The sequence below is a fragment of the Streptomyces umbrinus genome, assembly GCF_030817415.1.
Taxonomy (GTDB): Bacteria; Actinomycetota; Actinomycetes; order Streptomycetales; family Streptomycetaceae; genus Streptomyces; species Streptomyces umbrinus_A.
Genome location: NZ_JAUSZI010000002.1, coordinates 9544148 through 9555876 on the forward strand (window position 1 = coordinate 9544148; position 11729 = coordinate 9555876).

The following is an 11729-nucleotide window of genomic DNA, read 5'->3' on the forward strand; positions in this document are numbered from 1 at the left end:
GGGGCGCGGGGCTGGATCGATTTGCGGCTCCGCCGCGGGGCGCGACCAGCCCCCACCGGCCCGCAGACAGATCACCGCGCTCCCAGCGGAGTGCTCAACGGCGTAAGCAGACAACGGCCGACCAGGCCGACCCCCGTGTCGAGCCGCTCCACGAACTCCTCGGCCAGATCAGGGAACTCACGCAACGCCCACACCGCCCGCGCGGCGGACCACGCCGCATCCCGTGCCCGGTCCAGGCTCCACGCGCCGAGCAGATGGGTCAGCGGGTCGGCGATCTGGAGGAGATCGGGGCCCGGCATCAGATCTTCGCGGATGCGCTCCTCCAGCGAGACGAGGACATCACCCACGCGATCGAACTCGTCCTCCAGCTCGGCCGGTTCGCAGTCGAGCGTACGACAGGTGTCCACGACCGCGAGCGCCAGATCGTGCCCGATGTGCGCATTGATGCCCGCAAGGGCGAACTGCAGCGGACGTACTCCGGGATGGCGTCGGAGCTGGAAGAGCGGCCGCCAGCAGGCGGGCGGACGGCGCTCGTCCGCGACCGCCTCGACGGCGTCCAGATAGCGCTCCGCGAACCGCACGTCCAGCGTGATCGCGGCGCGGGCATCGGTGAAGTGCCCCGTCTCCAGGCGCCGGTCGACCTCCTCGGTGACGGCGAGATAGACACGGTTGAAGACCGCGACACCGTCCCGCTCGGGCCAGGCCGCACCGAGCGCACGCATCCGGTGCACCACCGCGTCGACGCTGTGCACGCGAGCTGTGAACTGTTCCAACGGCACCATGGGGGCAGGGTCCCAGGCCTAGGCTGTGCCGAGGGCCGCCGGGCCGAGGGCTTCCCCAGAACGGGGGAACACGCGGGACCCGGCGGAGGGGGGAGCACCACGTGTCAGGGCAACGTGCCCATCGCCTGGCCGCACGCAGGGCCGAGCGCAGGCGCGCCGCCCGGCGCGGCGCCATGGTCGCCGTGGCGTCCGCGGTCGTCGCGGTCGGCACCGTGACGGGGATGATGTCCGCGTTCGACGACGGCCGCGGCAGCGACGAGGCGCGCCCCGACGTCACCAGCTCACCGCTCCTGCAGCCGCTGCCAGGTGTGCCCACGCCGTCGCCCTCGAAGACGTCCGCCTCACCGTCCCCGTCGCTCTCCCCGTCCAAGGCGAAGCCGAGCCCGAAGCCCTCGAAGAGCGCGTCGACGAAGCCGAGGACGGAGCCTGTGTCCGTGCAGCTGTACCGGCATCCCGAGTCCCAGGTCCTCGACTGGGTCCGCGACCACCGCGACGACCCGCGCCGCCCGCTCATCGAGTCCCGGATAGCCGACCGGCCGGCCGCCGTGTGGTTCGCGGACTACACGCCGTCGAACATCACCGCCCGGGTCAGGGCGGTCACTTCGGCCGGCTCGGCGAAGGACAGGGTCCCGGTCGTCGTCCCGTACGCGATATCGAACCGCGACTGCGGAGGGGCCTCGCAGGGCGGTGCGCCGGACCTCGGGGCGTACGACGGGTGGATCGACAAGTTCGCGGCGGGCCTCGGTTCCGAGGAGGTCATCGTGGTCCTGGAGCCGGACGCCATCGCCCAGTCGGACTGCCTGTCCGAAGGCGACCGGGCCGCCCGGTTCGCCTCGCTGGCCCGCGCGGGACGCGTCCTCAAGGCGGCGAACCCGAAGGCGCGGGTCTACTTCGACGCGGGCCACTCCGACTGGAACACCCCGGAGAAGCAGGCCGGGCTGCTGCGCCGGGCCGGTGCCGCGTCCGCCGCCTCCTCGGACGGCATCTTCAGCAACGTCTCCAACTTCAACCGCACGGGCGACGAGATCTCGTACGTCCGCCGGACCCTCGACGCCCTCGACGGCCCCGCGAGCCTGGGCGCCGTCATCGACACCAGCCGCAACGGCAACGGCGCCCCGGCCGACGGCGAGTGGTGCGACCCCGCGGGCCGCAAGCTCGGCCAGGCGCCGACCATGAGCACCGGAGAGGCACGGATCGACGCCTATCTGTGGGTGAAGCTGCCCGGCGAGTCCGACGGCTGCAAGGGCGCACCGGGGACGTTCACCCCGGACTACGCCTACGACTTGGCGCGCTGACCGCCCGCCGAGCCGGAGCCGGAATCGGATCCCGGGACCGATGCCGAGTCGGCTTCAGAGCCGGAGCCGTACGAGGACGTGCCCTCGTCGAGCAGCGGCTCCTGCGACTTGAGGTGCGCCGGGGCCATGGCGCGCAGCGCGTGGTAGCCGATGATGACGACGAGCGTGCCGAGCGCGATGCCGCTCAGGGAGAACGTGTCGGTGAACTCCAGCGTGACGTTGCCGACGCCGATGATGATGCCCGCCGCGGCCGGCACCAGGTTCAGCGGATTGCGCAGGTCCACCCCGGCGTTGAGCCAGATCTGCGCGCCGAGAAGGCCGATCATGCCGTACAGGATGACCGTGATCCCGCCGAGCACTCCGCCCGGAATGGCGGCCACGATCGCGCCGAACTTCGGGCAGAGGCCGAAGAGCAGCGCGAAGCCGGCGGCGGCCCAGTAGGCGGCCGTGGAGTAGACACGGGTCGCGGCCATCACACCGATGTTCTCGGAGTACGTCGTGTTGGGCGGGCCGCCCACGGCGGTGGAGAGCATCGAGCCGACGCCGTCCGCGGAGATCGCCGTGCCGAGCTTGTCGTCGAGCGGGTCGCCGGTCATCTCGCCGACCGCCTTCACATGGCCCGCGTTCTCGGCGACCAGTGCGATGACGACGGGCAGTGCCACGAGGATCGCCGACCACTCGAAGGACGGGCCGTGGAAGTTCGGCAGCCCGATCCAGTCGGCCCGGCCCACGGCGGACAGGTCGAGCCGCCAGTGGTCGGTGAGCTTGCCGCTCGCGTCGACCGAGTGGATCCGCCCGAAGACGCGGTCGAAGACCCAGGAGATCCCGTACCCGAAGACCAGCCCGAGGAAGACCGCGATCCGTGACCAGAAACCGCGCAGGCACACCACGGCCAGAGCGGTGAACACCATCACGAGCAGCGCCGTCCACTGGTCCTGCGGCCAGTACGTGGAAGCGGTGACCGGCGCCAGGTTGAAGCCGATCAGCATGACGACCGCGCCCGTGACGATCGGCGGCATCGCGGCGTGGATGATCCGCGCCCCGAACCGCTGCACCGCGAGACCCACGAGGAACAGCGCGACCCCGACCACGAAGACGGCACCGGTCACGGTGGCGCTGCTGCCGCCCTGCGCGCGGATCACCGCGGCGACGCCCACGAAGGACAGCGAGCAGCCCAGATAGCTGGGCACCCGGCCTCGGGTGGCGAGCAGGAAGATCACCGTCGCGACGCCCGACATCATGATCGCGAGGTTCGGGTCCAGGCCCATCAGGACGGGCGCGACGAAGGACGCCCCGAACATCGCCACCACATGCTGGGCGCCGAGCCCGGCCGTACGCGGCCACGACAGCCGTTCGTCGGGGCGGACGACCGCCCCCGGCGCGGGCGTGCGCCCGTCACCGTGCAGCTTCCAGCGCACGCCGAGGTCCATGGTGGGGTTCCGCTTTCTCTGTACGTCGAGATCCTGACGTCGACGGACCGACGTCAAGATCCGTAAGTGAAGATCAGCGCCATGGTAGGGCGGAGCGGGAGGAGCGGACGGTTCAGGGCCGACGATCCGGAACCGGCGCATCCGCCGTGCTGAGCTTCCCGCCGGCCTCGCGGCCGCTGGCACGCAGCACGTTCGCGAACGAGGCGAGGCCGAGGGTCAGCACCGTCACGAGGACGAAGGACGTCACCAGGCTCGTCGCGTCCGCCACGGCCCCGATCGCGGACGGCGCGATCAGGCCCGAGGTGTACGTGATGGTGGCGACGCCCGCGATGGCCTGGGACGGGTTGGGGCCGCTGCGACCGGCCGCAGCGAAGCAGAGCGGGACGACGACGGCGATGCCGAGGCCCAGCAGGGCGAAGCCGGCCATGGCCATCGGGGCGTTCTGGGCCACCACGACGAGCAGCGCGCCGAGGGTCGCGAGGGCGCCGCTGACCCGTACCGTGCGGACCGGGCCGAAGCGGTCCACCACCGCGTCGCCGGCGAACCGCGCGATCGCCATAGTGAGAGTGAAAGCCGTGGTGGACGCGGCCGCGACCCCGGCCGAGCTGTCCAGGACGTCCCGCAGGTACACCGCCGACCAGTCCAGGCTCGCCCCCTCCGCGAACACCGCGCAGAAGCCGATCGCGCCGATGAGCAGCGCGGACTTCGGAGGCAGCGCGAAGCGTGGGGGCGGTTCCTCGTCCTCGGTGGGACGCAGGTCCAGCACCCACTGGCAGGCGGCCACGCCGATCAGCGTGAGCGCCACGGCGGCGAGCGCGTGGTGCAGGCGCGCGTCCGAGCCCAGATGGGCGGCGACGGTGCCGGCCGCCGAGCCGACCAGGGCGCCCGCGCTCCACATCCCGTGCAGCCCGGACATGATCGACTTGTCGAGCCGGGTCTCGATCTCGACACCCAGGGCGTTCATCGCCACATCGGCCATGCCGGCCGTCGCGCCGTAGACGAAGAGGGCCATGCACAGGGTGACCAGGTTCGGCGCCAGTGCCGGGAGGGTGAGTGCGAGCGTCCACAGCGCTATCAGGCCGCGCAGGGCCGCGCGGGCGCCGAAGCGGTGGCTGACGCTGCCCGCGAGCGGCATCGCGACGGACGCGCCGATCGCCGGGAACGCGAGCGCCAGGCCGAGCTGGCCCGCGCTCACGGAGGCGTGGTCCTGGATCCACGGGACGCGGGTCGCGAACGAACCGGTGACGGCGCCGTGCACGGCGAACACCGTCGCCACGGCGTACCGGGAGCGCTTCACCTCGCGCTGGTCGTAGACCACTTCACCCATTTTCCCGGCCCCTCCCTGTCCTCTCCCCACTGTGCCGCCGTAAACTATCAGGAACCCTGCCTGATAGATAGGCGGTATTGGGCCCGGCCGCCCTGGCGCCCCCGATCTGGAAGGATCCCGGCATGCCCGCATCACCGAGCACCGCCCGGGCCATCAACGACCGGCTCGCCCTGCGCCTCCTCCAGCAGGAAGGCCCTTTGACGGCAGGGCAGTTGAAGCAGTTCACCGGCCTGTCCCGGCCCTCCGTCGCCGACCTGGTGGAACGCCTCGCCGCGGCCGGACTCATAGGCGTCGTGGGGGAGTCGGGCGAACAGCGACGCGGCCCGAACGCCCGGCTGTACGGGATCGTCGCCGACCGCGCGCACCTGGCCGCACTGGACGTACGGACCGAGGGCGTGACCGTCCTCGTGTCGGACCTGCTGGGCTCGGTGCTGGCCGAGGCGTCGGTGCCGATCGGCGACGGGACGGACACCGGACCTGCCGTCGAGCAGGCGGTCACGCTGGTCGAACGTACGGCCAAGGAGGCGGGCGTCGAGCGGCTGCACACCATCGCCGTCGGAGCCCCCGGGCTGATCGACCCCGCCACCGGCGAACTCCGCGACTCCTCGGGCCTGCCCGAATGGCACCGCCGGCTCGCCGCGGCGTTGCAGGAGCGACTCCCGGCCCGCGTCCTCGTCGAGAACGAGACCAACCTCGCGGCGCTGGCCGAGCAGCGCGACGGGGCCGCGCAGGATCGCGACACCTTCGTCCTGCTCTGGCTCGGTCACGGCATCGGCGCGGCCGTCGTCCTCGACGGCGTCCTGCGCCGGGGTGCCTCCGGCGGTACGGGCGAGATCGGCTTCCTGCCGGTGCCGGGCACAAGCGGCCTGCCGTCCGCGACGGGCTGCGACGGTGGCTTCCATTCGCTCGCGGGCGCCGCCGCGATCACCGAACTGGCGGCGCGCTACGGGATCGTGGCGCCCGCCGAGCCCCACGAACCGTATGCGGCGGCGCTGGTGCGGGAGGCCGTGGCGCGGGTCGTGGCCGACGCGGGGGATTCCTCGGCCTCGGGTTTCCTCGACACGCTCGCCGAGCACGTCGCCCTCGGTGCCGCGTCCGTCGTCGCCGTTCTGGACCCGGGATGCCTGGTCCTTGCCGGCGAGATCGGCGGGGCGGGCGGCGAGGTGCTGGCCGCCCGCGTCCAGGACCGGGTCGGCCGTATGTCGCCGCTGCCCACCGAGGTGCGGGCCGGCACCCTGGGCGGCGGCGCCGTGCTCCGCGGGGCGCTGCTGATGGCACGGGACGGGGCCCAGGACGAGCTGTTCGCGCCCCCGGAGAGGTGACGTCCGCCTCCGTAGAGGTGGCGGGCGGGAGTGGTCGATGTCCGGGAAACGGAGACCCGGCGGCGGGGCAAGGGCCTCCGTCACCGCCGCCGGGTCGTTCTGGGGGCGGGCCGGCGAACGCGGAGCCCGTAGAGGCGTCGGTGAACGCAGACCCTAAAGAGGACTAGACCAAAGCGTCAATAGGTATGGACCAATCATAAGCTGCTGTGTCTGAAAGGTAGTTGGTCCGCCACGAGTGTCCAGTGAAGTCCATCGCCACACCCTGTGAGGCAGCCCACAACATTCGCCCGCATGGGCGTCGATCAGGCGTGGCACACTGAGTCTGTACCAGAAGCAGCGCACTCCGGGGTCGGTGAAAGTCCGAACCGGCGGTTACAGTCCGCGACCCGGTCGCTTCCAGCGGCCGGTTGACCAGGTGAAATTCCTGGACCGACGGTTAAAGTCCGGATGGGAGGCAGTGCGCGGCGGGCGGGCATTCGTGCGCGCCGCCGTCTGTTTCGACGTGTCCCTCGGGACCCGTCCTACGCGGCGTCGCCCCCGGTGTCCTCGCTCGCTCATATCTGTCGTCATCGACAGGCCCCGGAGTCCGTGCCCGAAATGGCAGGAGGACCCGGGAAGTGTTCACCGGAATCGTTGAAGAGCTGGGTGAAGTCACCGCCGTCGAGAATCTCGGCGACGCCTCACGTTTCCGACTCCGTGGCCCTGTGGTCACCGAAGGTGCACGTCACGGGGACTCCATCGCCGTCAACGGCGTCTGTCTGACGGTCGTCGACCACGAGGACGGCGAGTTCACCGCCGACGTCATGGCGGAGACCCTGGACCGCTCCAGCCTCGGCGCCCTCACCGTCGGCTCCCGCGTCAACCTCGAACGCCCCATGGCCGTGGGCGAGCGCCTCGGCGGGCACATCGTGCAGGGCCATGTGGACGGCACGGGCGAGGTCATCGAGCGCAAGCCGTCCGAGAACTGGGAGATCGTGAAGATCTCCCTCCCCGCGGACCTCACGCGCTATGTCGTCGAGAAGGGCTCCATCACCGTCGACGGCATCAGCCTGACCGTCGTCGAGGCGGGCCCCGACTTCTTCACCGTCAGCCTCATCCCGACCACCCTCGACCTGACCACGCTCGGCCTCAAGCAGCCCGGCGACCCGGTCAACCTCGAGGTCGACGTGATCGCCAAGTACGTCGAGCGGCTGCTCGGCGCACGGGGAGAGCAGTCGGCCGCGCTCCCCGGCACCCAGGGAGCGACGCCGTGAACTGGCTCAACTCCGAGGCCTTCACGCTCTTCGGCCAGCACATCAAGTGGGCCGACATGATCGGCAACGTGATCGGTCTTGTCGGCCTCGCCCTCGGCTGGCGGCGGTCCATCTGGACCTGGCCCGTCCAGTTCCTGTCCGGTGCCATCCTCCTCGTCGCCTTCGCCACCGCCCACCTCTCCGGCAGCGCCGGCAAGCAGATGGTGGTCATGGCCGTCGCCCTGTGGGGCTGGTGGCAGTGGAACCGCGGCAAGGGCAGCTCCGCAGACGGTGCAGACGGCTCCATCGCCGTGCGCTTCGCCACCTGGCGCGAGCGCGGGTACCTCCTCGGTGCCGCGGCCGTCGGCACCCTCGCGGTCGGCAGCCTGTTCACCGCGTACCCGACGCTGTCCTGGGACCCCTGGCCGGACGCGTACATCTTCGTCGGCACGGTCGTCGCGATGTACGCCCAGGCGCGCGGCATGGTCGAGTTCTGGTTCGCCTGGCTGCTCGTCGACCTGGTGGGCGTGCCGCTGAACTTCGCCAACGGCTTCGCCTTCTCCGGCTTCGTCTACATCATCTACGGCGCGCTCGTCCTGTGGGGCATGCGCGACTGGTGGCTGCGCTCCCGCAAGGCCGGGCAGCCTTTCCTGGAAGGAGCCCCGGCATGACGACCGCGCCGGTTTGGTACAGCACGGGCCACGATCAGGACGCCTCGGACTTCGCGCTCGACCCGGTCGAGCAGGCCATCGCCGACATCGCGGCGGGCCGCCCGGTCGTGGTCGTCGACGACGAGGACCGGGAGAACGAGGGCGACCTCGTCATCGCCGCCGAGAAGGCGACCCCCGAGATCATCGCCTTCATGATGAGCGAGTGCCGCGGTCTGATCTGCGCGCCCATGGAGGGCGACGAGCTCGACCGCCTCCAGCTCCCGCAGATGGTCGAGAACAACACCGAGTCGATGCGCACGGCCTTCACGGTCTCCGTCGACGCGGGTCCCGCGTACGGCGTGACCACCGGCATCTCCGCCGCCGACCGCGCCACCACGCTCCAGCTGCTGGCCGGCGGCGAGGCCGAGGCGGGCGACTTCGTGCGCCCGGGCCACATCTTCCCGCTGCGCGCCAAGCCCGGCGGCGTCCTGACCCGCAACGGCCACACCGAGGCCGCCGTCGACCTCGCCCGGCTCGCGGGTCTGCGTCCGGCCGGCGCCATCGTCGAGATCGCGGGCGAGGACGGCAGGATGCTGCGGCTGCCCGAGCTGATCCCGTTCGCCCGCAAGCACGGCCTGACGATCATCTCCATCGAGGACCTGATCGCCTACCGCCGCACCGCCGAGCCCACCGTCCGCCGCGAGGCCGAGACTCAACTCCCCACCGCCTTCGGCCAGTTCACGGCCTTCGGCTACCGCTCCATCGTGGACGGCGTCGAGCACGTCGCCCTGGTCCACGGAGAGATCGGCGACGGCGAGGACGTCCTCGTCCGCGTCCACTCCGAATGCCTCACCGGCGACATCTTCCACTCGCTGCGCTGCGACTGCGGCCCCCAGCTCGAAGCGTCCCTGGAGCGCATCCAGGCCGAGGGCCGCGGCATCGTCGTCTACCTCCGCGGCCACGAGGGGCGCGGCATCGGGCTCCTGTCCAAGCTGCGCGCGTACGAACTGCAGGAGCAGGGGCACGACACCCTCGACGCCAACCTGGAGCTCGGCCTGCCCGCCGACGCCCGGGACTACGCGGCCGGGGCGCAGATCCTGGAGGACCTCGGTGTGCGCAGCCTGCGCCTGATGACCAACAACCCCGAGAAGACCGACGCGCTCGTCCGCCACGGCCTCAAGGTCAACCACCGCGAGCCGATGCCCGTACAGGCGGGCGAGCACAACCTCCGGTATCTGCGCACCAAGCGGGACCGGATGGGGCACGACCTGCCTTGGCTGGACACGACCACCGTGTCCGCCTGCGGCAACCAGTAACGGAAAAGTACGAGGAGACACACACGTGAGCGGCAAGGGTGCACCCGAACTGTCCGTACGCAACTGCAGCGACCTCAGGGTCGCCGTCATCGCGGCGCAGTGGCACGAGAAGGTGATGGACGGTCTCGTCGACGGCGCGCTGCGCGCCCTGCACGAGCTGGGAATCGACGAGCCGACCCTCCTGAGGGTCCCCGGCAGCTTCGAGCTGCCGGTCGTCGCGAAGGTCCTGGCGGGCCGCGGGTACGACGCGATCGTCGCGCTCGGCGTCGTCATCCGCGGCGGCACCCCCCACTTCGAGTACGTGTGCCAGGGCGTCACCCAGGGCCTCACCCAGGTCTCGATCGACACCGGCGTGCCCGTCGGTTTCGGCGTCCTGACGTGCGACACCGAGGAACAGGCCCTGGACCGCGCGGGCATCGAGGGCTCGAACGAGGACAAGGGGCACGAGGCGGTGACGGCCGCCGTGGCGACGGCGGCCACCCTCCGCTCAGTATCCGAACCCTGGCGCTGAGCGAACGGCGGTTGCGCGTAGGGTGGGCAGCACCATGTCCAAGAAGACTTTCGAGGAGCTCTTCACCGAGCTCCAGCACAAGGCCGCCACCGGCGACCCCGCCACTTCCCGCACCGCAGAGCTGGTCGGCAAGGGGGTCCATGCCATCGGCAAGAAGGTCGTCGAAGAGGCCGCCGAGGTCTGGATGGCCGCCGAGTACGAGGGCAAGGAAGCGGCCGCCGAGGAGATCTCGCAGTTGCTCTACCACGTCCAGGTGATGATGGTCGCCCGCGGCATCTCCCTCGACGACGTGTACGCCCATCTCTGAGCCGCGACTCAGAGAACTCCGAGCCGTACCTCCGAGAAGCACGCCCACTCCCGCACCGTACGAGCCGACAGCCGTGCGGACGAACAAAGGAAGCCGACCTCATGCTGCGCATCGCCGTCCCCAACAAGGGTTCCCTGTCAGGCCCCGCGGGGGAGATGCTGCATGAGGCCGGCTACCAGCAGCGCAGGGAGGCCAAGGAGCTCCGGATCGTCGACCCGGAGAACGAGGTCGAGTTCTTCTACCTCCGCCCCCGTGACATCGCGATCTACGTCTCCTCCGGCAAGCTCGACATCGGCATCACCGGCCGCGACCTGCTGATCGACTCCGCGGCCCACGCGGAGGAGATCCTCCCGCTCGGCTTCGCCCGCTCCACCTTCCGCTTCGCCACCAAGCCCGGCACGGCCAAGGCGGTCGAGGACCTGGCCGGCATGACCGTCGCCACCTCGTACGAGGGCATCGTCGCCAAGTACCTCGACGACAAGGGCATCGACGCGTCCGTCGTGCACCTCGACGGCGCCGTCGAGACGGCCATCGAGCTCGGTGTCGCCGAGGTCATCGCGGACGTCGTCGAGACCGGCACCTCGCTGCGCAACGCGGGCCTTGAGGTCTTCGGCGACCCGATCATGAGGTCCGAGGCCGTCGTCATCCGCCGCACCGGCGCGGAGGCCACCGGGGCCACCGAGGAGACAGAGCCCAAGGTGCAGCAGTTCCTGCGCCGTCTCCAGGGCGTCCTCGTCGCGCGGACCTACGTGATGATGGACTACGACTGCCGTGTCGAGCAGCTGGAGAAGGCCGTCGCCCTCACCCCCGGCCTGGAGTCGCCGACCGTCTCGCCGCTGCACAACGAGGGCTGGGTCGCCGTGCGCGCCATGGTCCCGTCCAAGGAAGCGCAGCGGATCATGGACGACCTGTACGACATCGGCGCGCGGGCCATCCTGACCACGGCCATCCACGCCTGCCGCCTCTGAGGACCGCCCGCCATGTCCGACACACCAGAGCTGCCCGCTCTTCCGGTCACCTTCCGGCCGGGCCGCACCCGAGCCGTCCTGCTGACCGCGGGCGCCACGATCTTTGTGGTCATCACCACGGTCGCGATGCTGCTTGAGAAGCTCAGTCCGGGGGAGCGCACCAGCTTCGTCTTCACCGGGGCCCTGCTCTTCGGGGTGCTCGTGCTGCTCTCGCGGCCGAAAGTCGTCGCCGACGAGTCCGGCGTGACCGTCGTGAACATCGCCAACCGCCGGAAGCTGGCCTGGGCGGAGATCCTGCAGGTCAACCTGCGCCCGGGCGACCCGTGGGTGTTCCTGAACCTCAGCGACGGCACCAGCCTGCCCGCGCTCGGCATCCAGCCGGGCATCGCCAAGCAGCACGCGATCCGCGACGCCCGTGCGCTGCGCGCCCTCGCCGAAGCCCACTCCGTCCACGAGCCCGACGGACCGCAGGAAGACGAGCACGACGAACATCACGCCTGACTCTCGGCCTTCCACCCTGCCGTACGGGCCCATGTCTTGATTAATCTGTTGGCGGAGGCGTTTTCGTTGCGCCTCCGCCTCTGGCTTT

The 11729-nt window shown here is 70.8% G+C and carries 12 protein-coding genes and 1 riboswitch; of the genes, 9 read left to right on the forward strand and 3 right to left on the reverse strand.

Annotated elements, in window-relative coordinates; genetic code table 11:
* Positions 1-71: 71 nt before the first annotated feature.
* A complete protein-coding gene (locus tag QF035_RS42190) occupies positions 72-782 on the reverse strand; it encodes a DUF5995 family protein (RefSeq protein ID WP_307526694.1) in 711 nt (236 codons plus the stop codon).
* A 173-nt stretch (positions 783-955) separates the two neighbouring features.
* On the opposite strand from QF035_RS42190, the gene QF035_RS42195 reads away from it, so the two are divergent.
* Positions 956-2077 carry a glycoside hydrolase family 6 protein gene (locus QF035_RS42195; RefSeq protein ID WP_307531822.1) on the forward strand — a complete coding sequence of 374 codons (1122 nt, stop codon included), beginning with the start codon at positions 956-958 and terminating at the stop codon, positions 2075-2077.
* Here the strand turns inward: QF035_RS42195 and QF035_RS42200 are convergent.
* On the reverse strand, positions 2059-3507 hold the full coding sequence (locus QF035_RS42200) for a uracil-xanthine permease family protein (RefSeq protein WP_307526696.1): 1449 nt from the start codon (positions 3505-3507) through the stop codon (positions 2059-2061). The genes QF035_RS42195 and QF035_RS42200 overlap by 19 nt on opposite strands.
* A gap of 112 nt (positions 3508-3619) precedes the next feature.
* Entirely contained in the window at positions 3620-4834 is a 1215-nt protein-coding gene (locus tag QF035_RS42205; RefSeq protein ID WP_307526698.1) for an MFS transporter, read from the reverse strand.
* Positions 4835-4956: 122 nt separating this feature from the next.
* Here QF035_RS42205 and QF035_RS42210 point away from each other — a divergent pair, with 122 nt between their 5' ends.
* The 8 genes from QF035_RS42210 (at position 4957) to QF035_RS42245 (ending at position 11641) form a co-directional block, all read left to right on the forward strand.
* Positions 4957-6156, forward strand: coding sequence for an ROK family transcriptional regulator (locus QF035_RS42210; protein ID WP_307526699.1), 1200 nt, complete (start codon positions 4957-4959; stop codon positions 6154-6156).
* Between the two features lie 334 nt (positions 6157-6490).
* A riboswitch (FMN riboswitch) is annotated at positions 6491-6621 on the forward strand.
* Between the two features lie 152 nt (positions 6622-6773).
* A complete protein-coding gene (locus tag QF035_RS42215; protein ID WP_307526701.1) occupies positions 6774-7409 on the forward strand; it encodes a riboflavin synthase in 636 nt (211 codons plus the stop codon).
* Positions 7406-8059, forward strand: a complete 654-nt coding sequence (locus QF035_RS42220) for a nicotinamide mononucleotide transporter family protein (RefSeq protein WP_307526703.1) — start codon at positions 7406-7408, stop codon at positions 8057-8059. Before QF035_RS42215 ends, QF035_RS42220 begins: the two co-directional genes overlap by 4 nt.
* Positions 8056-9354 (forward strand): bifunctional 3,4-dihydroxy-2-butanone-4-phosphate synthase/GTP cyclohydrolase II, encoded by a 1299-nt coding sequence (locus tag QF035_RS42225; protein ID WP_307526705.1) that lies wholly within the window; start codon positions 8056-8058, stop codon positions 9352-9354. The genes QF035_RS42220 and QF035_RS42225 overlap by 4 nt, the downstream gene beginning before the upstream one ends.
* Before the next feature lie 25 nt (positions 9355-9379).
* Positions 9380-9865, forward strand: a complete 486-nt coding sequence (gene ribH / locus QF035_RS42230; RefSeq protein WP_266504842.1) for a 6,7-dimethyl-8-ribityllumazine synthase — start codon at positions 9380-9382, stop codon at positions 9863-9865.
* Between the two features lie 34 nt (positions 9866-9899).
* Positions 9900-10172, forward strand: a complete 273-nt coding sequence (locus QF035_RS42235) for a phosphoribosyl-ATP diphosphatase (protein WP_026249121.1) — start codon at positions 9900-9902, stop codon at positions 10170-10172.
* A 101-nt stretch (positions 10173-10273) separates the two neighbouring features.
* Positions 10274-11140 (forward strand): ATP phosphoribosyltransferase, encoded by an 867-nt coding sequence (hisG, locus tag QF035_RS42240; protein WP_307526709.1) that lies wholly within the window; start codon positions 10274-10276, stop codon positions 11138-11140.
* Positions 11141-11152: 12 nt separating this feature from the next.
* The gene (locus tag QF035_RS42245; RefSeq protein ID WP_307526711.1) at positions 11153-11641 is read left to right on the forward strand and encodes a PH domain-containing protein; all 489 of its coding nucleotides are present in this window, start codon (positions 11153-11155) and stop codon (positions 11639-11641) included.
* Positions 11642-11729: the final 88 nt, after the last annotated feature.